Here is a 25,703-nt window from a genome sequence, read left to right on the forward strand (position 1 = left end):
CTTGCTGATGGCTGCACTGCTATTCGCAAGGTGTCGACACTTCGGGAGAGTCTCTGCCCCAGCCCAGGCTGTGTCAAGGGTCGCAGTGAGACGATTGCCATGATCGACCGCGAAAAAGATCTTCCACGACAGGGAAAATTCCAGGTCACGCAAGCGAAGCGACGCGTCGATTCCTCTCGGTACGGATCGTCCCGTTATCGAGGTGTCATCGCGCGGGAGTCCTCAACTGTCGACACTAGCCACTTCGTTCGACCGTCAGCGGGCCGCCCGCAGCAGCGCGGTGGCCGTGGCGAAGGCGCCTTCAAGGTCGTGGGCGAGGCCGCTGAGCACGTCATCGAGCCCGCGCAGCCCGGCGCGCTCGATGAGGGTCTTCTCGTTCGTGACCCACTCGCCCCGGCCGGCGAGCACGGCGTGCGCGGCCTGCAGCGCCGCGACGCCCACCGACGCCGCCGTCTCCGTGGCGTGCCCGCGTTCGACGTGCGCGCTCTTCGCGTTGCCGAGCGTCTGCTCCGCCGAGGCGCGCCAGAACTTCGGCGCGGTCTCCCGCAGCGCCGGCGGGTACTCCGGACGCGGCAGGCTCCCCCGCAGCACCTCGTTGATGGCCAGTTCGGCCACCACGAGGTAGCTCCGGATGCCGGCGAGGTGGAACGCGAGCGGCTCCCAGTGGAACCGCCCGGCGCGCGCTTCGGCCAGCTCGTGTTCGACGGAGTCGAGGTCGCGGTAGTGGACGTCGACGCGCCGGCCGTCGATCGTGAGCCACGCGCCGCCGATGAACACGCCGCCGCCCCACTCGCCGAGCCCGGACACCTCGCCGGGGTAGCCGAGCGCGCGCAGGTCGCCGGGGTCGAACGCGCCGCGGTAGTAGACCGCCACGTCCCAGTCGCTGTCCGGGCCGGCGCTGCCCTGGGCGCGCGACCCGCCCAGCGCGACCGCCTCGACCCCGGGCAGCGCGCCCAGCACGTCGGCCACCTGGTCGGCAAAGATTTTCCCGTTGTTGTCCGGCATCGTCCGAACATGCCATGAACCCGGCGAATGATCGCTACGATTTCGCCACTTTCCGCACTCGACCTGGGGGTCCCCACACATGCACCGCTTCCGCGCGCCCGTCGCGCTCGCCGCGGCTGCCACCGCGTTCGCGCTGGTCACGGCACCCGCCACCGCGGCGGGCACACCGTTCACCTCGACGATCTTCAAGGCCACCCACAACAGCTACTCCGGCGACGTGGACGGCGCGAAGGGCTCGATCACCTACCAGCTCGACCACGGTGTCCGCTTCGTCGAGTTCGACATCCACGACAACGGCTACGCCACCACCCACGACTACGGCATCGGGCACGGCAGCCCGGGCGACCTGGTCGACCACGCCGGCAACCCCTCGTCGAACAACCTGCGCGACTGGCTCGCCGTGGTGAACACCTGGTCGGCCGCCCACTCCACGGCCGCGCCGATCGTGGTGATGCTCGACCTCAAGGACGACCTCACCGACAACACGTCCTTCGCCGCCGGCAACCTGGCCGCGGTGAACCAGAAGCTGCAGACCGCCTTCGGCCCGCGGCTGCTGCTCGCCAAGGACTACCCGGCCGGCGCGACCACGGACTCGTTGCGCGGCAAGGTGCTCACGCTGCTCTCCGGCGACAGCGGCACGCGCGCCGAGTACCGCCGCGACGTCGGCTACAACCCGGCGGTGGCGATCAACGGCCGCGGCCAAGTCGTGGAGGTGCACGACTCCGGCGCGGGCGCGCTGTGGTACTGGACCGGGACGTACGGCGCCGACGGCCGCGTGACCTGGAACCGCCACGGCCACTACGACAGCGGCCAGACCCCGGCGATCGCGCTCGACGACTCGGGCCGGCTCGTGGAGGTCCACCAGTCGCAGACCGCGACCACGCTCTGGTCCCACACGGCGAAGCTCGGCGCCGACGGCGAGCTGACCTGGTCGGCGAGCCAGAAGTACGACAACGGCGTGTCCCCCACCGTCGCCTTCACCGGCACCGGCGTGCGCGAGATCCACCGCAGCCAGTCGTCCGGCCAGAACTGGCAGTGGCAGGGCGCGCTCGACGCGTCTGGCGCCGTGACCTGGAGCGGCAACGCGATGACCTCGGACGCGCTGTTCCCGAAGGCCACCGGCACGTCCGGCATCCGCCGCGTGACCGTGTCGACCGGCGCCGACGGCCCGACTCCCGCCCAGACCCTGCGCTACGCCACCGACAGCGTCTCCGGTGAGCGCGTGCGCTACTCGCAGGTCGCGTTCGACGAGTACCAGCAGGGCGACCCGGCGCAGCTGCAGCAGGACGCGCTGTTCTACGGCGGCCCCGCCACGGAGTCGGCGTTCATCACCTCGGCCCGGCAGAGCGGGCACCTGGTCCGCGGCTGGGACTTCGACTCGGCCGGCCTGGCCACGAACCCGCCCGCGAACTTCGCGGCGACCAACCATCCGTGGGACGCGTGGTACCAAACCCTCACCTCGGGCGCGGCCCAGTAGTCACCCCGCGCGCGAGACGAGCCGGGCTCCCGCACCCCGACGGTGGGAGCCCGGCCCTTTCCCCGAAGGTGCCCACGCCGGTCACCGTCCTTGGCCGCCGCCCGCGGCCATGACCGGCGCCGCACCACGTTCCCGGTTTCACCCGGTGGTCCGCACCAGGCGGAAGTCAGTGCGGTAGCGCTACCACCGGACGCGCACCTTCGCGGTCCGCAGTCCGGCGAAGCGTTGTCCGTTCAGGCGCAAGCCCTTCCGGCGCGCCTACGCCCGCAGCGGGTCTCGGCGGGACCCGGGCGCAGTGCTGCTCGAACCGCTCCATCAACACAGCGGCGACCATCAGGACCACGGGTGTACCCAACGCGAACCACATGCCTTTTGAGGTACCCAGCCGCACCCCCGTCGAACCCGCTTCTGCTCCGTCCGGGGGATTTGTCTTGCCCTGCCGGGAGAAATCGCTTTCACGCTGCCGCTCGTCGCCGCGGGTCATGATCGAAAGGTGGGCGCGGCGGGCAGCGAACTTCGGCATCTGGTTCTTCGGCGCACTGGGCGGGATCCTGTGGGGCTACGACACCGGGGTCATCTCCGGCGGGTTGCTCTACATCGGCCGCGACATCTCGTTGAGCCCCATCGTGCAGGGCATGGTCGTCTCCGGGCTGCTGGCCGGGTCGATGGCGGGCGCCGGGCTCGCGGGGCGCCTGGCCGACTCGCTGGGCCGGCGCCGGATGATCCTCGGCTCCGGGGTCGTGTTCATCGTCGGCACGGTCGGCGCCGCCTTGGCGGGCGCGGCGCCGATGCTCGTGGCCTTCCGGTTCGTGATGGGCATCGGCGTGGGCATCGCTTCGGTCGTGGTGCCGATGTACCTGTCGGAGCTGGCGCCGAAAGAGGTCCGCGGCAAGCTCACCTCGCTGATGCAACTGCTGGTCACCGTCGGGATCCTGGTCGCCTACATCGCCGACTACGCGCTGTCGGGCTGGGGCGCGTGGCGGTGGATGATCGGGCTCGCGTGGTGCCTGCCGTGCTGCTCGTCGCCGGGATCTACACGCAGCCCGAGAGCCCGCGCTGGCTCGCGGCCAACAAGCACGACGAACGCACGGCCCGCACCGTCCTGACCCGGCTGCGCGGCAGCGAGGACGCGGCCGACGCCGAACTGGCCGACATCCGCGCCGGCGCCCGCGACGAGGCCGAACGCGCGGAGCCGTTGCGGCTGCGGATGCTCACGGGCGGCCGGCTGCGGAAAGTGTTCACGGTCGGGATGCTGCTCGTGTTCTTCCAGAACTTCGTGGGCATCAACACGATCATCTACTACGCGCCCACGCTGCTGACCGACGTCGGGTTCGGCTCGTCCGGCGCGATCCTGGCCAACGTGGGTGTCGGCGCCGTGAACATGCTCATGACGCTGCCCGCGATGCGGCTGATCGACCGCGCGGGCCGGCGGCCGCTGCTGCTCGTAGGCGCGCTCGGCATGTGCGCGGCGATGGTGCTGCTGGCCGTGGTCAACCTCGGCGGGATGGCCAAGGGGCCGCTGCTGCTCGGCCTGACGCTGGCCGGGATCGCCGTGTACGTCGCGTCGTTCTCGGTGTCGTGGGGCCCGGTGCAGTGGGTCGCGCTGCCGGAGCTGTTCCCGCTGCGGATCCGCGCGGCGGCCGTGAGCGTGTGCGTGGTCTTCAACTGGCTGTTCAACCTTGCGGTGGCGCTCGTGTTCCCGCCGCTGCTGGACGCCTTCGGGGCCGGGCTCAACTTCGGGTTCTTCGCCGTGATGACAGCGCTCGCGTTCGCCTTCGTGTGGCGGCTGATGCCGGAGACCGAGGGGCGCAGTCTCGAGGACCTCGAACGCGAGCTCGTGGGTGCGTAAGCTGATCGGGTGCGGACACGACCGACCCTGACCTGGACCGGCACGGGTGAAGCGCTCCCGCGCACCGGTAGCGTCGCCGAGGTGGCCGAGGTCGTCTCCCACGGCCGCGTGGTGGTGCTGAGCGGGGCGGGGATCTCCACCGAGTCCGGTATTCCCGACTACCGCGGCGAGTCCGGCAGCCTGCGCCGGCACACCCCGATGACCTACGACGAGTTCGCGAGCAGCGCCGAGGGCCGCCGCCGCTACTGGGCGCGCAGCCACCTGGGCTGGCGCACCATCGCGCGCGCCGAGCCCAACTCCGGGCACCACGCCGTCGCGACCTTGCGCGAAGCCGGCCTGTTGTCCGGCGTGATCACGCAGAACGTCGACGGCCTGCACCGCGCGGCGGGCACGCGCGGCGTGGTGGAGCTGCACGGCAACCTCGACCGCGTGATCTGCCTCGGCTGCCGCCGCACCACGCCGCGCGAAGAGCTGGACGACCGCCTGCGCGCGGCCAACCCGGACTTCGGCGGCACCGCCACGCGGATCAACCCCGACGGCGACGTCGAGCTCGCCGAGGAAGCCGTGCGCACGTTCACGCTCGTCGACTGCACCACGTGCGCGGGCGTGCTGAAGCCCGACGTGGTGTTCTTCGGCGAGAACGTGCCGCGCCCACGCGTCGAACGCTGTTACCGCCTGGTCGACGAATCCTCGGCGGTGCTCGTCCTCGGCTCGTCGCTCACGGTCATGTCCGGTCTGCGCTTTGTCCGCCTCGCCGCGAAAACCGGCAAACCCGTCCTCATCGTCAACCGGGGCCAGACCCGCGGCGACGCCTACGCGCGGGTCCGCGTCGACCTGCCGCTGGGCGAGGCGCTGGCCGACCTGGTCGACCTCGTCGGCGGGCCCGCGCGCCTCGCCTGACGCGGGCCCGCCGCAGCCCGTGCGCGCCGGCCCACGCGGACATCGACGCGGCCGGCGCGGCGGGCTGGTGCACCTTCGCCGGTCTCTCAGCGGAACGCGGCGACAGAGTCCGCCACCCACTCGGCGAACGCACGGGCCGGGCGGCCCAGCACCCGCGGCACGTCGGGGCTCACCCGGCGTTCGGCGGGCAGCGGGGAACCCAGCACGCCCAGCGTCGCCTCGACGATCGGCGGCGGCATGAACGCCAGCATCCGCGCGCGAGCCTCGTCCGGCGTCTGCTCGGCGAACCGGACGCGCTCGCCGAGCGCGGTGCCGATCACCGCCGCCCGCTCACGCGGGGTCAGCGCCTCCGGACCGGTCACCTCGTACTCGGCGCCGTCGTGCGAGTCGTCCAGCAGCGCCGCGGCGGCGACCGCCGCGATGTCCGCCGGGTCGACGAACGGGAGCGCCACGTCGCCGAAGGGAGCCTCGAAAAGGCGCGAAGCACGCACCGAAGGAGCCCACCCCAGCGTGTTCGTGGTGCACCCGCTCGGCCGCAGGATCGTCGCCGCCGGCACCGACGAGCGCACAGCCCGTTCGTACGCCGTGAAAAACGCGTAAGCCTGCGGCCGCGTGGCCGCGCCCTGCGAGGACAGCAGCACGAGCCGCCGCACTCCCCCGGCCTTCGCGACGTCGGCCAGCTCCGCCGGAGCCGGGCCGCCCGGGAACAGGAACAGCGCGTCCGCCCCGGCCACCACGTCGCGCAGCGATTCCGGCGCGGCCAGGTCGGCAACCTGGTGCACGACTCCCTCGGGCAGCCCGGCCGGCGCCGTCCGCGACACCGCCGTCACCGGCGCACCCGCCGCCGCCAGCGCCGCCACCAGCGGCCGGCCGATGTTCCCCGTCGCTCCTGTCACCACGATCATCTTCGAACCCCAATCCCTACGATCCACAGTGGTCACGAAGGTGCCCTGCGCGTCCCCCGGCCGGAAGGACGCACCTTTAAGTAAGCTCACGACATGGAGGAATGGACGCAGTTCGCGGGCCGGTCGGCCCGTGACGGGTATGAGGTGTTTCACACCGACTGCCCCGCGCGGACGGTGCTCGACCACGTCACCAGCCGTTGGGGCGTGTGGGTGCTGATCGCCTTGCGCGAACGGGAACTGCGGTTCTTCGAGCTCCGCCGCAGCATCGAAGGCGTCAGCGAGAAGATGCTCGCTCAGACGCTGCGCACCCTCGTGCGCGACGGCCTCGTGTGGCGCCGGGTCGAGCCCACCACGCCGCCGCAGGTCACCTACGGCCTCACGCCGCTCGGCCGCGGCACCGGCGACCAGCTCTCGACGCTGTTCTCCTGGCTGCGCGACCACGCCGTCGACATCCTCGCCACGCAGTCCGGGTACGACGAGTCCGGCGGCCGGCAGAGCGCGTAGGCATGACGGAGGAAGAACCAGGGGGCACGGCTGTCCCGAGGACCGGTCACGCCCGGCGCACGTTCCTGTTCGGCGCCGGCGCGGCCATCGCGGCTTCCGGCGCGCTCTCGGCCGCGCTGCACCAGCCGACGCCGGTCGAGGCGACGAGCGGGTTCGGCGCCGACTGGCTGTTCGGCCCGTTCGTGCCGGGCTGTACCGAAGTCGACTTCGACGACCGGTCCATGACGCTCGTTTCGGTGCCCCACTGCGTCACACCGTTGTCGTGGGAGGGCTGGCACCCGAACGACTGGCAGCACCTGTGGGTGTACCGCCAGCACTTCTTCGTACCGCCGCAGCTGCGCAAGAACCGCGCGTTCCTGCGGTTCGACGGGGTCCTCAGCGCCACCACCGTGTTCCTCAACGGCCGCCGCGTCGCCTCGCAGAGCGGCGGCTACCTGCCGCTCACGTGCGAGATCACCGGGCTGCTCACCGGCTCCGACAACGTGCTGGCCGTGGCCGTCGACGGCCGCTGGCAGCAGGACACTCCCCCGGACCTGCCCGAGTACCCGAACCCGACGGCCATCGACTTCTACCAGCCGGCGGGGATCTACCGCACTGTCAACCTGTACGGCACCCCGCAGGCCTACCTGTCCGATGTGTACGCCCAGCAGATCGCCGTGCTCACGCCCAACCGCGCGGTGGTGGTGCACTGCACGGTCGACGCGGCAAAGGCGGTGAAGGGTCCCGTGCGGCTCACGGCGACGCTGAGCCAGGCCGGCACGGAGATCGCCACCGCGGTCACCGACATCACGGGGCTGCGCAAGGGCGAGACGAACACGGCCGTCACACTCGAAGGCCTCGACGCGGTGAAGCTGTGGGACGTCGACGAGCCGGCGATGTGCGACGTCCTGGTCACCCTCTCGGTGGCCGGGCGCAAGGTCCACACCTACCCCGTGCGCACCGGGCTGCGCGACGCCCAGTTCACTGTGGACGGTTTCCGCCTCAACGGCCGCCCGCTCAAGCTCTTCGGGCTCAACCGCCACCAGTGGTACCCGTTCGTCGGCGGCGCGATGCCCGAGCGCGTGCAGCGGCGCGACGCCGAGATCCTCAAGAACGAGCTCAACGTCAACATGGTCCGCTGCTCGCACTACCCGCAGTCGCCCGCGTTCCTCGACGCCTGTGACGAGCTCGGCATCCTCGTGTGGGAGGAGCTGCCGGGCTGGGACCACGTCGGCGATACCGCGTGGCAGGAGCTCGCGGTGCGCGATGTGCACGACATGATCGTGCGCGACCGCAACCACCCGTCGATCATCGTGTGGGGCACGCGCGTGAACGAGACGCTCGGCCAGTACACGCTCTACGGCAAGACCGACCAGCTCGCCGCCGAGCTCGATCCGATGCGGCCGTGCACCGGCGCGGTTGCCGGGCAGAGGGGCTACGTCTCGCCGCTGTACCCGGTGAAGGAGAACGGCGGGGTGTTCTCGTTCAACGACTACAGCCGCCCGCCCTCGCGCAACGCGCCACCGCCGTTGCGCCCGCCGCGCCGGGGCGTGCCGTACCTGGTGAGCGAAGCCGTGGGCACGCTCGTGGGCGCGCCGTATTTCCGCCGCACCGACGCCGCCGACGTGCAGCGGGAGCAGAGCATGCTGCACGCGTGGGTGCACGAACACGCCGCGGCCGACCCACGCTACTGCGGGCTGATCGCGTGGTGCGGCTTCGACTACCCGTCCGGCTGGTACCACTCGCTGCGCGGGGTGAAGTACCCCGGCGTGGTCGACTTCTTCCGGATTCCCAAGCTGGGCGCGGGTTTCTACCGCGCGCAACGGGCCCCGTCACGCGGCGCCGTGATCGAGCCCGCGTTCTACTGGGACTTCGGGCCCGGCTCGCCGCGGGGCGGACCCGGCCGCAACGCGCTGATCTGGTCGAACTGCGACCAGCTCGTGGTCACGGTCGCGGGCCGGCGGCCGGTCACCGTGCACCCCGACCGGGCGCGGTTCGGTCACCTGGAGCACCCGCCGTTCCTGGTGAACCTCACCGTGACCGGGAAAGGTCACCCGGACCTGACGATCGAGGGCCGGGTGAAGGGGCAGACGGTGCTGCGCCGCAGGTTCAGTGCCGACCCGGCGTTCGACACGCTGGCCGTGGCCGCGGACGACGGCGCCATCACCGCCGACGGCCAGGACACCACGCGCGTCACCCTTCGGTCGGTGGACCGCTACGGTGCACCGCGCCCGCACGCCCGAGGGGTGCTCAGCGTCTCGGTCGACGGGCCGGGAGTCCTGATCGGCGACCCGTTCCTGGACTTCGGCGCCCTCGGCGGCGCAGCGGCGGTGTGGATCCGCTCGATGCGCAACACGCCCGGGACGATCACCGTGACCGCGTCGCATCCGTTTCTGGACACGGGATCGGCCACGATCTCCGCGGTCTGAGCCACTCGCCGGACACGGGTACCATCGGTGAGGACGCCGGAGTGACACGAGAACGCCGGGAGGCGGCATGGCGCGGACGCTGACCCACACTGATCCGGCCGAGGTGACTTTGCAACAGGCGCTCGACGCCCTGACCGATCCGGTGCGCCGCACGATCCTGCGCGAGCTCTCGGACGGGCCTGACTTCTCGCGCGCGTGCGGCACCTTCGACCTGCCGGTGTCGAAAGCGACGGCGAGCCACCACTTCGCGGTGCTGCGGTCCACGGGGCTGCTCGAACAGCTCGACCGCGGACCGCGGCGCTACAACCGGCTGCGGCGCTCCGAGTTCGACGCGCGCTTTCCGGGCCTGCTCGACCTCGTGCTCACCGAGCCCTGAGCCCGCCGGTCTGGACGTCCGTCCACTTCGGACTCGTCAGTCGCGGGTCAGGCCGTCGAGCCACTTCAGCAGCAGCTGCGTCTCCTCCGTGCCGAGCGTGGTGTCCTCGGTGCGCAGGAGTGCCGCGAGCTGCAGGGCCGCGGTCGGCAGCGGCGCTGCCGAACTTTCAGTCTCCTCGGTGCCGTTCTCGGGTGTGAGCAGACTGTCGTGCACGGCGTCGCGCACGCGCCGGGACAGCTCGGGATCGGTGTACACGTCCGGCTGGGTGACCATGTTGAGCGCCACCCCGATGTTCGCCGACATCACGCGCTGCGCGGCGGCGTCCGGGTCCACACGCAGCCGGCCGATCGCGGCGCAGCGCACGAGCACCTCCCGCAGCAGGCGCAGCGCTTCCTGCGCGGCACTGGGGATTTCGGTGAACGCCGGGGAGTACATCAGCCGGTAGACAGCCGGGTGCTCCTGGGCGAAGGCGATGTGGGTGTCCCAGCCGTTCTTGAGGTCGGCGATCGGGTCGGCCGACGGCTCGGCCGCGCGCTTGGTGGCCAGGTAGCGATCGAACCCGTGGTCCACGACGGCCGAGAGCAGGCCGTTCTTGTCGCCGAACAGGCGGTACAACATCGGCGCGCCGACCCCGACCGCCTCGCACACGGCGCGCGTGGAGATGTCGCGGTCGGGCGAGGCGTCGAGCAGCTTCTCGGCGGCCTCCAGCATCTGGGTGCGGATGTCCATGCGTCCAGTGTAGCTCAGATATCGCGTCCACGTAGCACTGTTACGCAGGTCATAGCACCGCTACGGATTATCTCTACCAACGATAGAGCGACGCGGGCCGCACCCGCGGAAGGAGTGCGGCCCGGCGCGGTCACCAGGTGACCGGCACGCTCGAAACCCCGCCCGTCAAGCGGTTGGAGCGCACGTCGAGGTCGTCGACGTCCACGGCCAGGCGCAGGTTCGGGAAACGGCGGAACAGCGAGCTGAACACCACGCGCAGCTCGGTGCGTGCCAGGCTTGCGCCGATGCAGAAGAACCCGCCGTAGCCGAAAGCGATGTGGGAGTTGGGTTTGCGGTCGGCGTCGAACGCCTCGGGGTCGGCGAACACGCTCGCGTCACGGTTGGCCGACGAGGTCGAGATCATCACGGCGTCACCGCGCTGGATCGCGACGCCGCCGATCTCCACGTCCTCGTGGGCATAGCGCAGCAAGCCCAGGCCACCCGGCGCGGACATCCGCAGGATCTCCTCGACCGTGCCGTGCACGCGACCCTCGGGGTCGGCGGCCAGCGCGTCGCGGCGGACGGTGTCGGTGAGCAGGAACAGCACGCCGAGGTCGATGCGGTTCGACGTCGTCTCGTGGCCGGCGAAGAGCAGTCCCGCACCCAGCCGGGCGAGGTCGTCGTCGGTGAACGTCGGGTCGTCGGCCTGCGCGGCGACGAGGTCGGACACGACGTCCTGCGCCGGCTCCGCGCGCTTCTTGTCGGCCAGTTCGCCCATGTAGGCGGCGAACTCGTCCATCGCGCGCTTCGCGTCGCCGCCGCTGTCGAGCACGCCGATGCGGTCGGACAGGTCGCGGAACTTGTCGCGGTCGGCGTACGGCACGCCGAGCAGCTCGCAGATCACCAGCACCGGCAAGGGGAACGACAGGAAGTCGTGCAGGTTCACGGGTTCGCCGCCCGCGGCGTCGTGCGCGGCTTCGAGCTCGTCGAGGCATCGGTCGGCAAGCTCCTGGATGTGCTCGCCGAGCTTGCGCATCCGGTTGGCCGAGAACGCCGGCACCAGCAGGCGCCGCAGCCGCGCGTGCTCGGCCTCTTCGTTCTCGTAGTCGCCCTGTGGGCCGCTGAGCACCGCGGCGTCGGACACCGCCGAGGCCTGCTCCGGCTTCGGGTGCGAACGGCCGAAGCGCGCGTCGGCGAACACCGCGCGGGCCTCCTCGAACCGCGTCACGAGCCAGGCCGGGTCGCCAGCCGGTGTAGTCACGCGCGCGATCGGGCCTTCGCGGCGCAGAACCTGGTACAGCGGCGCGATCTCGAGCACGTTGGGCCGGTCGAACGGCAGCCGCGGCGCACGCTCGGTGGTGGTCATCGGGTCTCCTCCTCGGGTGACGGTTTCCGGGCCCGCGCACGCACCGTCGCGAGCCAGCTCAGTTCCTGCTCGGCCCGCCGGCCGACCTCGGCCAGCACCAGCCGGCTCCACGGGTCCTCCTGCGCCTCGGCGAGCTTCCCCAGCCGCTCGCCCTGAGCGGCGAGCGCGGTTTCCCGCGCGTCGAGCACCCGCAGGCGTTCCGCGGGCTCGAGCCAGCCGAACCCGGCGAGCCGGGAGAGGAACTCGGTCGAGTCTCCGGCCAGGTCGGGCGGCAGGTCCGCGAGCAGGTCGTGCAGCAGCTCGCGGCCGACGTCGGTGATCGTGTAGACGTGGCGCGGCGGCTTGCCCTCGTGCGTCTCGGCGCTTCGCGTGACTGCGCCGGCCTCGGCGAAGCGGCGCAGCGTCGGGTAGAGCGAGTTGTTGGACAGCGCCCGGCCGCTCGACTCCTCGACCTTCCGGCGCAGTTCGTAGCCGTGCCTGGGCTGCTTGGCAAGGCTCGCGAGCAGCAGGACGTCGATCCACATCTAGGTCACCGTAACCTAGGTCATGGTGACCTATCAACGGCCGAACGAGTCACACCGGCGGAAAATCCCCGTCAGGCGCGCAGCACGGCGGCGCCGGTGAACCGGCCTGCAGAGAGGTCCGTGAGGGCCTGATCCGCGTCGGCCAGCGCGTACGGACGAGTGGTCACTTCGAGGTGGTGGCGGCCCGCGAAGGCGAGAAACTCCCGCGCGTCGGCCCGCGTGTTGGCCGTGACGCTGCGGACCTGCCGCTCCTGGAACAGGTGGCGCTGGTAGTTCAGCACCGGCACGTCGGACAGGTGGATGCCCGCGATCGCGAGCGTGCCGCCGCGGTCCAGCGCGGCGAGCGCGACCGGCACCAGGCCCCCGGCGGGGGCGAACAGGATCGCGGAGTCGAGCGGCTCGGGCGGCGGCTCCTCCCCTGCCGACGCCGCCCCGAGGTCGAACGCCAGCCGCTGCGCCGCGCGGCTGCGCGTGACCACGTGGACGATCGCGCCCTGCGCGAGGGCCACCTGCGTGGCGAGGTGCGCGCTGCCGCCGAAGCCGTATACGCCGAGACACCCGCCTTCGAGCACTTCGGCCCGCAGCAGCGCGCGGTAGCCGATGAGACCGGCGCACAGCAGCGGCCCGAGCTCGTCGTCGCTGTAGCCGGCGGGCAGGTGGTGGGCGTAGTCCGCCGGGACCACGGCGTACTCCGCGTAGCCGCCGTCGGCGTCCCAGCCGGTGTAGCGCGATGCCAGGCATAGGTTTTCCGTGCCCCGCAAGCAGAACTTGCACGTGCCGCACGTGTGACGCAGCCAGGCGATGCCTGCGCGGTCACCGATCGCGAAGGTGCCGCCGGCGCCGGCTCCCAGGGCGACGACCTCGCCGACCACCTCGTGCCCCGGTGTCACCGCCGACCGGTGCACCGGCAGATCCCCTTCTGCGACATGGAGATCGGTGCGGCACACGCCGCACACGAGCACCCGCACGAGCAGCTCACCGGGCGCCGGTTCGGGCACCGGTCCGCTCGCGGGCTTCATCGGCCCGGTACCGATCGGCCCCGGCGCCGTGACGCGCCACGACCGCATGGTGGCCGGTAGTCCCGTCATCGCCGCTCCTTCGTCCGGGAACCCGAACGTACCGCGTGCGATGCGGGGCGGCGGGCGCTGCGCCGCCCCGCATCACCCGGTCGGTCAGCGGCCGCTCCACTGGAAGGTGACGGTGGCGCCGGCGCCCACGGTCGCGTCGAACGAGCGGTCACCGGAGACGACGGTGAACTTCTGCTCGGTCTTCGCGGTGTTCAGCGCGACCACGGTGGTCGAGTGGTCGGGGTTCGTGAACGCGACCGCCTCGATCGGTGTGCTGCTGCCGCTGGTGTAGACCACGGACGAGGCGATGTGCACCGAACCCGGCGGAACGAACTTCGAGAAGTGCTCGATGTCGCGGTACTGGTCGTTGTACGTCACGGCCTTCGTCTGCGAGTTCACGGTGATGGTGCCGTTGCAGGTGCCGCAGCCGCCCAGGTGCGGGCCGTGGTTCTCGTCGAGCGCGATGTTCCAGTCGATCGAGCTGCGGCCCCAGTTCTGCATCACGCCGAGGATCGTGGACGAGTCGCCGCCCTCGCACTCGGTCATGAAGATGTCCTTGCCGGGAAATGATGCCTTCAGCGGCGTCTGCGCGTCGGACGAGCCGTAGTAGCAGTGGTAGGCGGTGCCGGCCATCCACTTCGCGGCCGGGGTGGACAGCAGGTCGTACGGGTACTCCGGCTGCGGGTCCTCCCCCGCCCGCTGGTGCGAGGCGATGTCACCGGGGTGCTCGCTCCAGTTGTGGTCGAAGCCGAGGATCTTCGTGTCGAGCCCGGCGGCGCGGATGGCGGGGCCGAGGGCCTCGATCACCTTCGCCTCCTGCTGCCACGGCAGGTCGGTGCCCGGGTAGTTGTTGCGCTCCAGCGCCTGCGGCTCGTTCTGCACGGTCAGGTAGTCCACGTGCACGCCCGCCTTGCGGTAGGCCTGCAGGAACTTGACCAGGTACAGCGCGTAGGCGCGGTAGATCTTCGGCGAGTCGATGAGCTTGCCGTCGATCATCGAGCCGGACGTCTTCATCCAGCCCGGCATGCTCCACGGGCTGGCGACGATCTCCAGCTGCGGGTTCAGCTTCTTCGCCTGGCGCACGAGCGGGAGGATCTGTGCCTCGTCGTGGGCGATGGAGAAGTGCTTCATGTCGTAGTCGGTCTGCCCGGCCGGCAGGTCGTCGTAGCCGTAGTCCTGGCCGACGGCGAAGTCCGACGCGCCGATGGGCTGGCGCAGGAAGCTGATGCCCGCGCCGGTGCGCGGGTCGAAGAGGTTCTTCATGACCTCGTCGCGATTGCCCGGTGTGAGGCCGTAGAGCACCTGGGCCGACGAATCGGTGATGGCCGCGCCGAAGCCGGACACGGTCTGGAACTTCACGTTCGGATCGAGGCGGACCGTCGTGGGCGCCGCCGCGGCCGGGCTCTGCCAGCTCAGCTGCGTGTCGACGGGCGTCGCATCACCGGGGTTCGTGAGCCACTCGTGGACGGTCCGCGACACGGCGGCAGGGGCCGGGGCGGCGGGCGCCGCCGGCGTGATCTCGGGCCCGGAGGCGGCGGTCGCCGACCCGGCCGCCACGGTCACGGCGGCCGCCGCGGCCGTCACCGAACACAGCACTCTTCGCAAGCGCGGCATGCAGATTCCTTCGTTTCACGGGGAAAACCCAGCGGACACGGCACCTGATCGGCACCGTGGGGAACCCGTGCCCGCGTTGGCGGCCGCGACCGGGGGTCCGCACCGACACAACCAAACCGCGGGCGCGGTGACAAGATCCCCGCCCCGGTTTCCCATCGTTGGGGCGGTTTGTCCGCACGTCTGACCCCTCCTCGTGCCACTGACCGGCAACCGCCCGCGCGGGTTCCCGTTGTCGGGCAAGGCAATTCAGCCCGCCGAACGCGGACTCGTTACGGTGGCCCGATTCCCGCACCGCTGACGTGAGGAGACCCCGGTGAGCACCCTGCGCCACGGCCTGTACCTGCCGCCGTTCGGACCTTTCGGCGACCCGGCGGTGCTCGTCGAGCTCGCCGTGCGCGCCGAGGCCGCCGGCTGGGACGGGGTGTTCCTGTGGGACCACGTCGTGCCCGGCGCGCCACCGATCGCGGACCCGTGGACCACGCTCGGCGCGATCGCCCAGGCGACAAGCACGATCCTTCTCGGCCCGATGGTCACTCCCCCGGCGCGGCGCCGGCCGTGGGTGCTCGCGCGGCAGGCCTCGACCGTCAGCCGCCTCTCGCACGGCCGCCTCATCCTCGGCACCGGCCTCGGCTCCGACGAGACCGGCGACTTCAGCCGCTTCGGCGAACCCCTCGGCCCCCGCTCGGCGAAGTTCGACGAGGCAATGGCCTTCGCCCGCGCGATCTGGTCGGGCGCCGAGGTGCGCCACCGCGGCGAGCACTTCCACGTCGACCTCGACGCCGGCCCACCCGAACCGCACCCCATCCCCGTCTGGACCGCGATGTCCACCGACCACCCGCGCGTTCGCACCCGCGCCACCGCCGGCGACGGCATCTTCCCCCTGGCCGGCCCGCACCCGCCGGCACCGGAGGAGCTGGCCCGGCTGGTCACCGCCGTGCACCCTGCCGGCCGCCCCTTCGACGTCGCGGTGGCCGGCAACGCCAGCCCGGCCTGGGACCAACCCCCGACGGTCGACCTCGGCGCGCTGACCGAGGCGGGCATGACGTGGTGGCTCGAATCCCTGATCCACTTCGACCCGCTCGACCTCTCGTTGGCCGTCGTCGACGCCGGGCCACCACGCCGGTGACGCCTCGAACCGCCCAGCCGAACGCGACCCGACACCCGGGACCGGCGGGCCCCACCCGAAATCGAAACAAGTCCGCCCGCCCGTCGAACTCGGCGCACTGACCGAAAACCGGCCCACCGACCCCCTCGACCCATCGTGCACCGTCACCGACGCCGGGCCGCCACGCCAGTAACGCCCCGGGCTGCCTGGCGAGGCCGGGGCTGTTACGTTCGGACGAACCACGGTTGAGCACCCAGCCGTCACCAGACCCTGTCCCGGCCGCAGGCCGGGCACCGGGCCTGCCGGGTGCTCGTCCGGCCCGGCGGGCCCGTGACCGCGGAGGGAACGTGTCGTGACCGACAACCTCAGAGCGGCCGGCGCGCGACGCCTGCCCACGCTCCACATCACCACCATGACCACCGCCGCGACGACGGTGGTCACCGCCACCGGGGAAATCGACACCGCGGTGTCGGACGCACTGCGCGACCAGCTGGTCGCGGCCCTGGAAGCCCGCCCCGACGTGCTCGTCGTGGACCTGTCCGAGGTGCCGTTCTGCGATTCCAGCGGCCTTTCGGTGCTGATCGACGTCCGGGGCCGCGCGACCGAGGCCGGGATCCCGTTCCGCATCGTCACTCAGCAGCGCGGCCTGCTGCGGCCGATCGGGTTGCTGCACCTCGACTCGGTGCTGGAGATCCACCCGAACCTGGAGGCGGCCACCGGTACCGTCCCCTCGTCGTAGTGCGAGGCCGCGGCAGTGGGCCTAATGTCCTCACATGAGCGATCTGCCGCGGTTTCCCGAGGATTCCACGCCGCCTTCCTTCTCCGGCGAGCCCCCACGTCCGGCCGTGCCCAACACCATCACGGTCGCGTTCTGGGCGTTCGTCGCCTCGACTGTGATCGGCATCGTCGCCGCCCTGCTGCTGTTCGGGCAGAAGGACGACCTCGTCGACGCCGCCCGCCGCACCAATCCCAACCTCGACCAGGCGCAGCTCGACCAGGCCGCGAACATCGCGCTTGTCGTGGCGGTCGTGATCGCGGTCCTCATCGCGCTGCTGTACTTGCTGTTCGCGGTGAAGCTTCGGGCCGGGCGCAACTGGGCGCGGATCGTGCTGACCGTACTCACGGCGCTGCAGGTCCTGTCGCTCATCACGGGCAACGGCGGCACCTGGCTGAGCTACCTCTCGGCGCTGGCGGCCGTGATCGGCGTCGTGTTCTCGTTCGTCGGCGACTCCAACACCTACATAGCGGCGGGCAAACAGGTTCGGAGGTAACCACTCCGGCGGTGGCTGGCGGCTCTAGTGCACGTGCACTATCCTGGGTCTCGGTTGAGCCACCAGCCGCCGCGATTTCACCGCGCTCCGGGAGCGTTGGCGCCGATCGGCTGGGATGCCCGAACTTCCGGCCCGGATCGGCCGTCACCCGGGTGCGCGGCCTACGAGAGGCGGGCCGCCATGAGCGCCCTACGCCGCACGAAAGCTCCTTCCGCCAGGGTCGGCCAACTCGACCCGAAACGCCTGCTCGACCTGCACGTCCACCGTCCCGTGCCAGGCGTGTCCGTGGTGGAGGTGGTCGGCGAGGTCGATCTCTGCACCGCCCCGCACCTCTCCGAGGTCGTCGAAGCCAGGATCCGCAGCACGGTCGGCGTGGTGATCATCGACCTCGGCCGCACCACGTTCCTCGCGGTCGCCGGCCTGAAGGTCCTGCGCCGCATGCAGTTGCTGGCCGAGCTTCTCGACACCGACTTCTACGTGGACCCCGGCGACTCCCACCCGGCTCGCCGCCTGCTGCAGCTCATGCCACTCGGCTGCGAACGCCCCGGCGCCGCCACGGGCCTTTCACCCGTCGACGTCCCCGGCCAGCGGCGGCGGCTCACCACTTGAGGATTTCCCGGCGCACTTCCGTGGCCGCGAACCCGGGTTCCAGTGGCAAGATCACCACGGGGACCACCACCGCGGACGCCGGGAGAGCACCATGCGCATCGGTTTCACCCTGCCCCAGTTCGGCCCGTTCGCCGGAGACGGCTCGGGCGTCACCCGCTTCGCCCGGCGTGCCGAGGAACTCGGTGCCGCGAGTCTGTGGGTCGGCGACCGACTGCTCGCGCCGGTGCACCCGACGGTCGGGTACGGCGGCTCCGACGCGATCCCGGCCGAGTTCGCCGTGCGACTCGACCCGTTCGCGCTGCTGGCCGCCGCGGCCGCGGTGACCGAGCGGGTGCGGCTCGGCACCAACGTGCTCAACGCGCCCTGGTACCCGCCCGCCGTGCTCGCGCGCTCGCTCACCACGATCGACGCGCTCAGCGGCGGCCGGCTGGTCCCGGGGCTGGGCACGGGCTGGTCTCCCGAGGAGTACGAGGCCGTGAACGTGCCGATGACCGAACGCGGCGCGCGGCTCGACGAATGCCTCGACGCCCTCGGAGCGCTGTGGACCACCGATCCCGCCGAATACCGCGGCCGGCACTGGACCGTGCCCGAAACCCACGACTCGTTCAAGCCGGTCCGCACGCCGCCGGTGTACCTCGCCGGGTACGCACCGGCCGCGATGCGCCGGATCGCGCGGCGGGCGGCGGGCTGGCTGCCGGTGGTCACGCCGCCGGCCGAGTACGACCCGGGGACCGCGATCCTCGCACCGCTGGCGAACCTGCGGCAGCTGGCCGAGGAAGCCGGCCGTGACCCCGCGGAACTGGGCGCGATCCTGCGCGTCTACCCGCTGGCGGGCGCCGGCGTGGCCGACGTGGTCACCGCCATCGAGCGCACTGCCCAGGACACCGAGCTGCGCGACGTGTTCGTCGACCTCACCTTCACCGCGCGCAGCACCGACGATGCCCTGGAGCTCGTGGAGTCGATCCTCGGGCAGACCGCCCACGAGCCCGCGTGACGCGTTCACCCTCCGTTGGTTGCCCGCCGGGGTCCGGACTGCCGAAGATGTCGGGATGATCGAGCGCCACCACCACCGGCACGAGTCCGACGAGAACGACGGACTCGCCGAAGCCGCCCGGCACGCCGGCTTCGACCTCGGGACCGACGTCGCCCAGCCGGTGGCCGGGCACGAGCACAACGCCTTCGACGCGGAGGTCGACCTCGGCGTGGACGGCGAGCCGCCGGAGCTGCGCGGCTGAGCGAAGATCACCCCGGGCACGAGGATGGCCCCCGACCGGAGCCAGGTCGGGGGCCATCGTCTCGGGCCGGTGCGCTGTGGCCGCCTCTCGGCAGATCGCGCGACGCGGCGCCGGACGGATGCCGGGGCAGCCGGACGGAACACCGCCTCGACGAGGGGTGAGCCCGGCGGACACGAAGCGCATCGGCCGACTCGTTCAACATCACGAGCGGCGATCGCTATTCCCGCTCAGGCGGGCCCTGGTCCGGGGTCGCGGAAGTCGTCCGGGCTGACCTCGTCGAGCAGGTCGCGGAACTGGCGGATCTCGTCCTCGGTGCCCACGCCCGGCTCGCCGCCGAGCGCTTCGGCCGGGTCCTCGCCGCCGGCCACGGTGACGTCCACCGCGGCCTCGGCGAGCACGGCCTCGGCCACCTCGATGGGTGCGTGGGCTCGCAGCCCCACGGCGATCGCGTCGCTGGGCCGCGCCGACACGCGCACGCCGTCCGAGAGCACCAGGTCGGCGTGGAAGATGCTGTCGCGCAGCTCGGTGACCTCGACGCTCGTGACGTGCCGTCCGAACGCCGACACCACCTCGAGGATGAGCTCGACCGTGCCCGGCCGGGCCGAGGTCACCTGCTCCTGCGCGGCGGCCAGTTCCTGCGCCTCCGGTGCGCCGATGGTGATGGCCAGCCAGCGGCGCTGCCCGGTTTCCTCGCGCAGCAGCACCACCGGCGCCACCTCCTGGGCGACGACGGCGAGACCCTGGACCCGCACTTGCACCATGTGGTTCACCCGCTTCCGGACTGAGAGCCCCCTCGGGGACGTACCCAGTGTCGCGCGCGGGCACGCGTACCCGCGCGGGGCGGGGTCAGGTAAAACTGGACACGGCGGCCACGAACTCGGCCGCCACGTCGTAGAGCTTGCGGTTTCCGTCCTGCGAACGCTTCACGAGCCGTTGGAAAGCTTCCTCGGCCGTGATGCGGTGAGCGGCCATCAGGATGCCTTTGGCCTGGTCGATGACGGCGCGCGTGTCCAGTGCGCGGTTGAGCTGCGCCACCAGCTCCTGCGCGTCGAAGTAGCGCCGCGCGCTGCGCAGGCCGAACACCACCGTCGCGGTGTAGAGCTCCAGGATTTTCACCTCGAGGTCGCTGAACCCGTGTTCGCCGAACCCGAACAGGTTCATCGCGCCGCTGATGTCGCCGTCGACGGTGAGCGGGGCGGCGAGGAAGCTCGCCACGCCGAGCTCGTCGGCGGCCGACGCGAACTGCGGCCACTGGTCGGCCACCGCGCCGACCCCGACCCGCACGGGCGCCCCCGTCTCGGCCGCGCGCAGGCACGGTCCGTCACCGATGCGGTACTGCTCGCGGTCGAAGTTCACCGCGCGCTGATCGGTGCTGGCGACGGTCTCCCCGACGCCGTCCCGAACCAGCGTGATGCTGGCCATGTCTGCCCCGGCCACCACACCGACCACGTGCTCGCAGACCGCCTGCAGCATCTGGCCGAGATCGAGTTCCTGGTGGTCGAGCATCGCGGTCAGCGACTCCATCGCCACGGTGACTTCGTCAAGCCGCGCGGATAGCCGTTCCTGGCCGCCGGTCATGTTTCCCAGACCCTTCTCTTGGGTACTCGAAGGGCGCTGCTGACCAGGAGAGACCCGGGCGCGCGCCACCATTGGCCGCTAGCGCTTTAACGGGTCCTCGGGCGACATTACTGCATCCCGATCACCTGTCGGACACGCGGTGCCGCTCCCTCGCACCCCCGGCACGCATCGCGAAACCGAGGTGTCGAAGCCTGACTGAGTGGGTATGCGGGGGGCATGGAGAACGAAGCCGCCGGCAGCTCGCCGAGCCACGGGATGCCGGCCGTCGACAACCTGCTCGCGGAGGTGGTCGAGCTGCGCCTGCCCGCCGAGACCGCACAGATCCCGCTGGCGCGGATGCTGGCCCAGGCGGTGGCCGCGCGCGCCGACTACGGGCTCGACGCGATCGCCGACGCGAAGATGGCTGTCGACGAGGCGTGCGCGCAGCTCGTGGAACTCGCCGACTTCGGCGAGACCATGACCTGCCGCTTCCGCGTGGCACCCGAGGGCATCGCCATCACCGTGGAGACCCGCACCGGGCACGCGCGGCTGCCGAGCGAGCGCAGCTTCGGCTGGCACGTGCTCACGACGCTGGCCGCCACCGTGTCGTCGACCAACACCCCGGCTCCCGACGGCGTCGGCAACACCCTGGCGATCCACCTCGAGCTGGGCCAGGGGACGGCCAGGTGAACCCGCCGCCGATCACCCGGCGCCGGGACGAATACGCCCACACGGTGCCGCTGTTCGAAGAGTTCGCCGCCCTCGACGCCGACGATCCGCGCCGCCCACGCCTGCGCGAGCAACTCGTGACGGAGTTCCTCCCGGTCGCCGAGCACATCGCCACGCGCTTCACCGGCCGCGGCGAGCCGCGCGAGGACCTCGTGCAGGTGGCCCGCATCGGGCTGCTCAACGCCATCGACCGGTTCACCCCGGACCGCGGCCCGGACTTCCTCTCCTTCGCCGTGCCCACGATCATGGGCGAGATCCGCCGCCACTTCCGCGACACCGGCTGGTCCGTGCGGGTGCCGCGCCGGCTGAAGGAGCTGCACCTCGCCCTGAGCCACGGCTCGAGCGCGCTGTCGCAGACCCTCGGCCGCGCGCCGACGCCGACGGAGCTCGCGGAGCACCTCGGACTCGACGTCGGCGAAGTCCACGAAGGTCTCATCGCCGGCAACGCCTACCAGACGCTGTCGGTCGACAAGCCCGTGCACGACGACGCCGAACCCCTCTCGCTCGCGGACACCCTCGGCGAGGAAGACGCGGAACTCGAGCACATCGAAAACCACGAGGCGCTGGAACCGCTGCTGCGCGAACTGCCGCAGCGCGAACGCGCGATCCTCGTGATGCGCTTCTTCGGCGGTCTCACGCAAACCCAGATCGCCGACCGCGTGGGCATTTCCCAGATGCACGTCTCGCGCCTGTTGTCACAGACCCTGGAACAACTTCGCGGAAAACTCACCATCGAGCCGTGAGCACGGTCATAACCGAAAATCTTTTCACCGAGCACACCGGAAACCGCCATGCTGCAACGGAAAACCCACAACTTACGGCACTGGTCCCCGTTACCGAAGCGCGATTTCTTCACCTGCCGGAGCGACCCCGTTGTCCACCCCTTCGTCTTCTGCGAGGATTCATTCCCGTCCACGACGAAGGAGTGTCCGGTGGCTTCGATCCTCAACCCGTACATCAGCTTCCGCGACGACGCCCGGCAGGCGATGGAGTTCTACCGGGACGTGTTCGGCGGGACGCTGACCGTGAACACGTTCGGGGAATCCGGTATGCCGGACTCCCCCGCGGCGAACAACATCATGCACGCTCAGCTCGAGACCGAGAACGGATTCACGTTGATGGCGGCCGACACGCCGCCGGGCATGGACCACAACCCCGGCACCAACATCTCGGTGAGCCTCAGCGGCGACGACGGCGACCAGCTGCGCGGCTACTGGACCAAGCTCTCCGACGGCGGCAACGTCGCGGTGCCGCTGGAAAAGCAGATGTGGGGCGACGAGTTCGGCATGTGCGTCGACAAGTTCGGCATCGGCTGGATGGTCAACATCACGCAGCCGCAGGGCTGAGCGCACCCGGCGGCGGCATCCGGGGTTGCCGCGGCCGCCGCCGGGTGACCGCCACGTGTCCGGCAACCGTACGGGGAGGAAAAACGTGATGCGGGTCGTGATCGTCGGGGGCGGGTTCGCCGGGTACAACGCGGCGAAGCGGCTGCGCAGGACCGCGGGCGACGACGTGGAAGTGGTGGTGGTCAACCCCACCGACTACTTCCTCTACCTGCCACTGCTGCCGGAGGTCTCGGCCGGGCTGCTCGACCCGCGCAGCATCACCGTCTCGATCCCCGGCACCCTGCGCGGCGTGCGACTGGCACTCGGCACAGTGACCACTGTGGACTTCGACGCGCACACGATCGGCTACACCGACCCCGAAGGCCACGGCCACGAGTTGTCCTACGACCGGCTCGTGCTCGCCGCCGGCAGCGTGAACAAGCTCCTGCCGATCCCCGGCGTCGCCGAGACGGCCCACGGGTTCCGCGGGGTGCCGGAGGCGCTCTACCTGCGCGACCACATCACCCGTCAGATCGAGCTCGCCGCCGCCGCCGACGATCCGGAGGAGCGCACGGCTCGCTGCACGTTCGTCGTCGTGGGCGCCGGTTACACCGGCACCGAGGTCGCGGCTCAGGGCCCGGCGTTCACCGAAGCGCTCGTCGCGCGCCACCCCGAGCTCACGGGGCAGCCGGTGCGCTGGCTGCTGCTCGACATCGCCGATCGCGTGCTGCCCGAGCTGTCGCCGCGCCTGGGCAAGACCGCCGACGCGGTGCTGCGCGAGCGGGGCGTCGAGGTGGTGATGAAGACGTCGGTGAAGGACGCCACCGCCGACGCCGTCACGCTCACCAGCGGCGAACGCGTCCCGACGCGGTCGCTCGTGTGGTGCGTCGGGGTGCGGCCCGACCCGCTCGTCGCCGACGTCGGCCTGCCCACGGCCAAGGGCCGCGTCGTGGTGACCGCGCAGCTCGCCGTGCCGGGCTACCCGGACGTGTTCGCGTGCGGCGACGTCGCGGCCGTGCCCGACCTGACCCGGCCGGGTGAGTGCACGGCGATGACCGCGCAGCACGCCGAACGCCAGGGCAAGCTCGCGGGAACCAACGTCGCCGCGTCACTCGGATACGGCCGGCCCGGCACCTACCGCCACCACGACCTCGGGTTCGTGGTCGACCTGGGTGCCGGCCGCGCGGCGGCCAACCCGCTGCACATACCGCTTTCGGGCTGGCCCGCGAAGATCGTGACCCGCGCTTACCACCTGCTCGCGATGCCGGGCAACCGCCTGCGCACCGCCACCAACTGGGGACTCGCGACGGTGAGCCGCCGCCCGACCGTCCAACTGGGACTGGTCCGGGGCTCGTCCGTGCCGCTCGACACCGACTCCCCCGAGGTGCCGCACCGCCGGCACTGAGTCCACTGTGGATCTCATCTGTTCCACAGTGGACTAATCAGGCCTTCACCTCGACGGGCGCGCCCACCGGCAGCCCGGCGAAGAACACCTCCGAGTCGGCGTCGGTCAGGTGAATGCAGCCGTGGGAGGGCTTGTCCAACGGCCCGGCGTGGAACGCGATCCCGCCGGCCGCGAAGAACACCGAGTTCGGCATCGGGTCGCCGTACTCGCTGCTGGTGTGCACCTTGTCCTTCCACGCGACCTTGAAGCTGCCCACAGGTGTCGGCTGGCTCGCGTCACCCGGCTCCATCGCGACCGGTCCGCGCACGACGACGCCGTCCTTGAGCAGCCACGCGAGCCGCAGCGACAGGCTCGCGCACGCGCCCGTGGACACCTCTGCGACCGCGCACGGCGGGGGCGGAGGCGGAGGCGGGGTGGTCGAGGTGGGCGTGGTCTCCGTGGTGGCGGGCGCGAGGCTCGCGGTCTCGGCCAGCGGCGTGGGGGTGGTGGCCGCCTGCGGCGCCGTGCACGCCGTCAGCGCGGCCGCGGCTGCCACGAGCGCTCCCGTCCCGAAGGTCTTTCCCTGCATCGACAACTCCTGTCGTCCGGTCCACCGTGATCAACGGGTGAGCGGACGGGAAGGTTGAGTCCGTGACCGCGGACACTACCGGCAGGAAATGTTGACGCGTCATCAAAGCCTGGTAGGTTCGACGCCAGGAACTCGCGAGGAAGTGGACATGGAACTCGGTATCTACAGCTTCGGCGACCGGACGCCCGACCCGGCGACCGGTGAACAGGTGTCGGTGGCGCAGCGGCTCGCCGAGACGGTGGAGCGCATCAAGCTCGCCGACGAGCTCGGGCTCGGGTTCTACGGCCTGGGCGAGCACCACCTGGAGCACTACGCCATCTCGAACCCCGCCACCGTGCTGGCCGCGGCGGCGAGCGTCACCGAGCACATCACGCTCGCGAGCGCGGTCACGGTGCTCTCCACCGAGGACCCGGTGCGCGTGTACCAGCAGTTCACCACGCTCGATCAGCTCAGCCGCGGCCGTGCGGAGCTGCTCGCCGGGCGCGGGTCGTTCACCGAGTCGTTCCCGCTCTTCGGCGCCGACCTCGGCGACTACGACGAGCTGTTCGAGGAGAAGCTCGCCCTGCTGCTGCGCATCGACCGCGAGGACCCGATCACGTGGTCGGGCCGCTTCCGCCCGCCGCTGAACGACGCGCACATCTACCCGCGCCCGTACGGCCGGCGCCTGCGCATCTCCGTCGGCACCGGCGGAAACCCCGAGTCCTCGATCCGCGCCGGGCTGCTCGGCCTGCCCGTGGTCTACGCCGTGATCGGCGGCGAGCCGGAGCGCTTCGCACCGCTGGTGGACCTCTACCGCCGCGCGGCCGCGGCCGGCGAGCACGCCGACGACGAGCACGACGTGACCATGGGCGCCATCGGCTTCGTCGCCGAGAACTCCCAGGATGCCAAGGAAACCTTCTACCCGTACTGGCTCGAGACGATGAAGTGGGGCGCGCGCTCGCGCGGCTGGGCCGTGCCCACGCGCCGCGAGTACGACCAGTACACCGAGGGCGCCCGCGCGCTGTTCGTCGGCAGCCCGAACGAGGTGGCCGAGCGCATCATCAGCGTCGGCAAGCTGACCGGCGCCGACCGCTACGCCATGCAGATGGACTGGTCGGGTGTGCCGCACGCGAAGGTGATGAAGGCGATCGAGCTGCTGGGCACCGAGGTGCTCCCGCAGATCCGCAAGGAGTTCGGCTGAGGCCCGAGTACCGGGA

Annotated in this window: 26 protein-coding genes and 1 pseudogene; 17 read left to right on the top strand and 10 right to left on the bottom strand. The window is 71.3% G+C overall.

The annotated features are described in order from the left end of the window. Positions 1–255: 255 nt before the first annotated feature. The gene (locus AB0M56_RS04710) at positions 256–1,005 is read right to left on the bottom strand and encodes a nucleotidyltransferase domain-containing protein (RefSeq protein ID WP_364171091.1); all 750 of its coding nucleotides are present in this window, start codon (positions 1,003–1,005) and stop codon (positions 256–258) included. Positions 1,006–1,084: 79 nt separating this feature from the next. Here AB0M56_RS04710 and AB0M56_RS04715 point away from each other — a divergent pair, with 79 nt between their 5' ends. From AB0M56_RS04715 to AB0M56_RS04725, 3 genes and pseudogenes are all read left to right on the top strand, one after another. Next, positions 1,085–2,482, top strand: a complete 1,398-nt coding sequence (locus AB0M56_RS04715; protein WP_364171093.1) for a hypothetical protein — start codon at positions 1,085–1,087, stop codon at positions 2,480–2,482. A gap of 482 nt (positions 2,483–2,964) precedes the next feature. After that, positions 2,965–4,331 (top strand): annotated as a pseudogene (locus AB0M56_RS04720) (sugar porter family MFS transporter). A gap of 9 nt (positions 4,332–4,340) precedes the next feature. Beyond that, positions 4,341–5,231, top strand: coding sequence for an NAD-dependent protein deacetylase (locus AB0M56_RS04725; protein WP_364171095.1), 891 nt, complete (start codon positions 4,341–4,343; stop codon positions 5,229–5,231). Positions 5,232–5,317: 86 nt separating this feature from the next. On the opposite strand, the gene AB0M56_RS04730 is transcribed toward AB0M56_RS04725, so the two are convergent. Next, a complete protein-coding gene (locus tag AB0M56_RS04730; protein ID WP_364171097.1) occupies positions 5,318–6,136 on the bottom strand; it encodes an NAD(P)H-binding protein in 819 nt (272 codons plus the stop codon). A 93-nt stretch (positions 6,137–6,229) separates the two neighbouring features. Here AB0M56_RS04730 and AB0M56_RS04735 point away from each other — a divergent pair, with 93 nt between their 5' ends. From AB0M56_RS04735 to AB0M56_RS04745, 3 genes are all read left to right on the top strand, one after another. Then, a complete protein-coding gene (locus AB0M56_RS04735) occupies positions 6,230–6,640 on the top strand; it encodes a helix-turn-helix domain-containing protein (protein WP_364171098.1) in 411 nt (136 codons plus the stop codon). 2 nt (positions 6,641–6,642) lie between these two features. After that, on the top strand, positions 6,643–9,048 hold the full coding sequence (locus tag AB0M56_RS04740) for a glycoside hydrolase family 2 TIM barrel-domain containing protein (protein WP_364171100.1): 2,406 nt from the start codon (positions 6,643–6,645) through the stop codon (positions 9,046–9,048). Between the two features lie 67 nt (positions 9,049–9,115). Beyond that, a complete protein-coding gene (locus AB0M56_RS04745) occupies positions 9,116–9,424 on the top strand; it encodes a helix-turn-helix domain-containing protein (protein ID WP_220241202.1) in 309 nt (102 codons plus the stop codon). A 36-nt stretch (positions 9,425–9,460) separates the two neighbouring features. Here AB0M56_RS04745 and AB0M56_RS04750 read toward each other — a convergent pair whose 3' ends face one another. The 5 genes from AB0M56_RS04750 to AB0M56_RS04770 all read right to left on the bottom strand — a co-directional run bounded on the left by AB0M56_RS04750 (position 9,461) and on the right by AB0M56_RS04770 (position 14,703). Continuing rightward, a complete protein-coding gene (locus AB0M56_RS04750) occupies positions 9,461–10,153 on the bottom strand; it encodes a TetR/AcrR family transcriptional regulator (RefSeq protein ID WP_354875420.1) in 693 nt (230 codons plus the stop codon). A 130-nt stretch (positions 10,154–10,283) separates the two neighbouring features. Continuing rightward, the gene (locus tag AB0M56_RS04755) at positions 10,284–11,498 is read right to left on the bottom strand and encodes a cytochrome P450 (RefSeq protein ID WP_364171102.1); all 1,215 of its coding nucleotides are present in this window, start codon (positions 11,496–11,498) and stop codon (positions 10,284–10,286) included. Continuing rightward, a complete protein-coding gene (locus AB0M56_RS04760) occupies positions 11,495–12,022 on the bottom strand; it encodes a PadR family transcriptional regulator (RefSeq protein WP_364171104.1) in 528 nt (175 codons plus the stop codon). The genes AB0M56_RS04755 and AB0M56_RS04760 overlap by 4 nt, the downstream gene beginning before the upstream one ends. A 71-nt stretch (positions 12,023–12,093) precedes the next feature. Continuing rightward, positions 12,094–13,089, bottom strand: a complete 996-nt coding sequence (locus AB0M56_RS04765) for a zinc-binding alcohol dehydrogenase family protein (RefSeq protein WP_364171378.1) — start codon at positions 13,087–13,089, stop codon at positions 12,094–12,096. A 105-nt stretch (positions 13,090–13,194) separates the two neighbouring features. After that, on the bottom strand, positions 13,195–14,703 hold the full coding sequence (locus tag AB0M56_RS04770) for a glycoside hydrolase family 30 beta sandwich domain-containing protein (RefSeq protein WP_364171106.1): 1,509 nt from the start codon (positions 14,701–14,703) through the stop codon (positions 13,195–13,197). Positions 14,704–15,016: 313 nt separating this feature from the next. Here AB0M56_RS04770 and AB0M56_RS04775 point away from each other — a divergent pair, with 313 nt between their 5' ends. The 6 genes from AB0M56_RS04775 to AB0M56_RS04800 all read left to right on the top strand — a co-directional run bounded on the left by AB0M56_RS04775 (position 15,017) and on the right by AB0M56_RS04800 (position 18,923). Continuing rightward, on the top strand, positions 15,017–15,829 hold the full coding sequence (locus AB0M56_RS04775; protein ID WP_364171108.1) for an LLM class flavin-dependent oxidoreductase: 813 nt from the start codon (positions 15,017–15,019) through the stop codon (positions 15,827–15,829). A gap of 331 nt (positions 15,830–16,160) precedes the next feature. After that, complete coding sequence (locus AB0M56_RS04780) at positions 16,161–16,547, top strand: STAS domain-containing protein (RefSeq protein WP_364171110.1); 387 nt, start codon at positions 16,161–16,163, stop codon at positions 16,545–16,547. Positions 16,548–16,581: 34 nt separating this feature from the next. Further along, positions 16,582–17,079, top strand: a complete 498-nt coding sequence (locus tag AB0M56_RS04785; RefSeq protein WP_364171112.1) for a hypothetical protein — start codon at positions 16,582–16,584, stop codon at positions 17,077–17,079. 180 nt (positions 17,080–17,259) lie between these two features. After that, positions 17,260–17,688: an STAS domain-containing protein gene (locus AB0M56_RS04790; protein ID WP_364171114.1), complete on the top strand. Its 429-nt coding sequence runs from the start codon at positions 17,260–17,262 to the stop codon at positions 17,686–17,688. A 91-nt stretch (positions 17,689–17,779) separates the two neighbouring features. Next, positions 17,780–18,682, top strand: coding sequence for a TIGR03619 family F420-dependent LLM class oxidoreductase (locus AB0M56_RS04795; RefSeq protein WP_364171116.1), 903 nt, complete (start codon positions 17,780–17,782; stop codon positions 18,680–18,682). Between the two features lie 55 nt (positions 18,683–18,737). Next, on the top strand, positions 18,738–18,923 hold the full coding sequence (locus AB0M56_RS04800; RefSeq protein ID WP_354875434.1) for a hypothetical protein: 186 nt from the start codon (positions 18,738–18,740) through the stop codon (positions 18,921–18,923). 227 nt (positions 18,924–19,150) lie between these two features. On the opposite strand, the gene AB0M56_RS04805 is transcribed toward AB0M56_RS04800, so the two are convergent. Together AB0M56_RS04805 and AB0M56_RS04810 are read right to left on the bottom strand one after the other, a co-directional pair. Next, positions 19,151–19,684: a bifunctional nuclease family protein gene (locus AB0M56_RS04805; RefSeq protein WP_364171118.1), complete on the bottom strand. Its 534-nt coding sequence runs from the start codon at positions 19,682–19,684 to the stop codon at positions 19,151–19,153. Between the two features lie 85 nt (positions 19,685–19,769). Then, the gene (locus AB0M56_RS04810; protein ID WP_220241220.1) at positions 19,770–20,501 is read right to left on the bottom strand and encodes a GAF and ANTAR domain-containing protein; all 732 of its coding nucleotides are present in this window, start codon (positions 20,499–20,501) and stop codon (positions 19,770–19,772) included. 216 nt (positions 20,502–20,717) lie between these two features. Between AB0M56_RS04810 and AB0M56_RS04815 the strand changes: the two genes are divergently transcribed. From AB0M56_RS04815 to AB0M56_RS04830, 4 genes are all read left to right on the top strand, one after another. Continuing rightward, positions 20,718–21,170 (top strand): ATP-binding protein, encoded by a 453-nt coding sequence (locus AB0M56_RS04815; RefSeq protein ID WP_364171120.1) that lies wholly within the window; start codon positions 20,718–20,720, stop codon positions 21,168–21,170. Further along, positions 21,167–21,952 carry a SigB/SigF/SigG family RNA polymerase sigma factor gene (locus tag AB0M56_RS04820; RefSeq protein WP_364171122.1) on the top strand — a complete coding sequence of 262 codons (786 nt, stop codon included), beginning with the start codon at positions 21,167–21,169 and terminating at the stop codon, positions 21,950–21,952. The genes AB0M56_RS04815 and AB0M56_RS04820 overlap by 4 nt, the downstream gene beginning before the upstream one ends. A 189-nt stretch (positions 21,953–22,141) precedes the next feature. Next, a complete protein-coding gene (locus AB0M56_RS04825) occupies positions 22,142–22,555 on the top strand; it encodes a VOC family protein (RefSeq protein ID WP_364171123.1) in 414 nt (137 codons plus the stop codon). Positions 22,556–22,643: 88 nt separating this feature from the next. After that, positions 22,644–23,939: an NAD(P)/FAD-dependent oxidoreductase gene (locus tag AB0M56_RS04830; protein WP_364171125.1), complete on the top strand. Its 1,296-nt coding sequence runs from the start codon at positions 22,644–22,646 to the stop codon at positions 23,937–23,939. Positions 23,940–23,976: 37 nt separating this feature from the next. On the opposite strand, the gene AB0M56_RS04835 is transcribed toward AB0M56_RS04830, so the two are convergent. Continuing rightward, positions 23,977–24,507: a L,D-transpeptidase gene (locus tag AB0M56_RS04835; protein WP_364171127.1), complete on the bottom strand. Its 531-nt coding sequence runs from the start codon at positions 24,505–24,507 to the stop codon at positions 23,977–23,979. 148 nt (positions 24,508–24,655) lie between these two features. Here AB0M56_RS04835 and AB0M56_RS04840 point away from each other — a divergent pair, with 148 nt between their 5' ends. Continuing rightward, the gene (locus AB0M56_RS04840) at positions 24,656–25,687 is read left to right on the top strand and encodes an LLM class flavin-dependent oxidoreductase (RefSeq protein WP_364171129.1); all 1,032 of its coding nucleotides are present in this window, start codon (positions 24,656–24,658) and stop codon (positions 25,685–25,687) included. Positions 25,688–25,703 lie beyond the last annotated feature (16 nt).

The organism is Amycolatopsis sp. NPDC051372, from assembly GCF_040682095.1.
Lineage (GTDB): Bacteria > Actinomycetota > Actinomycetes > Mycobacteriales > Pseudonocardiaceae > Amycolatopsis.

What these genes read in the sequence shown, in the direction of transcription:
- AB0M56_RS04710 (WP_364171091.1), bottom strand. Translation starts at nt 1,005, where the DNA reads ATGCCGGACAACAACGGGAAAATCTTTGCCGACCAGGTGGCCGACGTG.
- AB0M56_RS04715 (WP_364171093.1), top strand. Translation starts at nt 1,085, where the DNA reads ATGCACCGCTTCCGCGCGCCCGTCGCGCTCGCCGCGGCTGCCACCGCG.
- AB0M56_RS04730 (WP_364171097.1), bottom strand. Translation starts at nt 6,136, where the DNA reads ATGATCGTGGTGACAGGAGCGACGGGGAACATCGGCCGGCCGCTGGTG.
- AB0M56_RS04735 (WP_364171098.1), top strand. Translation starts at nt 6,230, where the DNA reads ATGGAGGAATGGACGCAGTTCGCGGGCCGGTCGGCCCGTGACGGGTAT.
- AB0M56_RS04740 (WP_364171100.1), top strand. Translation starts at nt 6,643, where the DNA reads ATGACGGAGGAAGAACCAGGGGGCACGGCTGTCCCGAGGACCGGTCAC.
- AB0M56_RS04745 (WP_220241202.1), top strand. Translation starts at nt 9,116, where the DNA reads ATGGCGCGGACGCTGACCCACACTGATCCGGCCGAGGTGACTTTGCAA.
- AB0M56_RS04750 (WP_354875420.1), bottom strand. Translation starts at nt 10,153, where the DNA reads ATGGACATCCGCACCCAGATGCTGGAGGCCGCCGAGAAGCTGCTCGAC.
- AB0M56_RS04755 (WP_364171102.1), bottom strand. Translation starts at nt 11,498, where the DNA reads ATGACCACCACCGAGCGTGCGCCGCGGCTGCCGTTCGACCGGCCCAAC.
- AB0M56_RS04760 (WP_364171104.1), bottom strand. Translation starts at nt 12,022, where the DNA reads ATGTGGATCGACGTCCTGCTGCTCGCGAGCCTTGCCAAGCAGCCCAGG.
- AB0M56_RS04765 (WP_364171378.1), bottom strand. Translation starts at nt 13,089, where the DNA reads ATGCGGTCGTGGCGCGTCACGGCGCCGGGGCCGATCGGTACCGGGCCG.
- AB0M56_RS04770 (WP_364171106.1), bottom strand. Translation starts at nt 14,703, where the DNA reads ATGCCGCGCTTGCGAAGAGTGCTGTGTTCGGTGACGGCCGCGGCGGCC.
- AB0M56_RS04785 (WP_364171112.1), top strand. Translation starts at nt 16,582, where the DNA reads ATGAGCGATCTGCCGCGGTTTCCCGAGGATTCCACGCCGCCTTCCTTC.
- AB0M56_RS04790 (WP_364171114.1), top strand. Translation starts at nt 17,260, where the DNA reads ATGAGCGCCCTACGCCGCACGAAAGCTCCTTCCGCCAGGGTCGGCCAA.
- AB0M56_RS04795 (WP_364171116.1), top strand. Translation starts at nt 17,780, where the DNA reads ATGCGCATCGGTTTCACCCTGCCCCAGTTCGGCCCGTTCGCCGGAGAC.
- AB0M56_RS04800 (WP_354875434.1), top strand. Translation starts at nt 18,738, where the DNA reads ATGATCGAGCGCCACCACCACCGGCACGAGTCCGACGAGAACGACGGA.
- AB0M56_RS04805 (WP_364171118.1), bottom strand. Translation starts at nt 19,684, where the DNA reads ATGGTGCAAGTGCGGGTCCAGGGTCTCGCCGTCGTCGCCCAGGAGGTG.
- AB0M56_RS04810 (WP_220241220.1), bottom strand. Translation starts at nt 20,501, where the DNA reads ATGACCGGCGGCCAGGAACGGCTATCCGCGCGGCTTGACGAAGTCACC.
- AB0M56_RS04815 (WP_364171120.1), top strand. Translation starts at nt 20,718, where the DNA reads ATGGAGAACGAAGCCGCCGGCAGCTCGCCGAGCCACGGGATGCCGGCC.
- AB0M56_RS04830 (WP_364171125.1), top strand. Translation starts at nt 22,644, where the DNA reads ATGCGGGTCGTGATCGTCGGGGGCGGGTTCGCCGGGTACAACGCGGCG.
- AB0M56_RS04835 (WP_364171127.1), bottom strand. Translation starts at nt 24,507, where the DNA reads ATGCAGGGAAAGACCTTCGGGACGGGAGCGCTCGTGGCAGCCGCGGCC.
- AB0M56_RS04840 (WP_364171129.1), top strand. Translation starts at nt 24,656, where the DNA reads ATGGAACTCGGTATCTACAGCTTCGGCGACCGGACGCCCGACCCGGCG.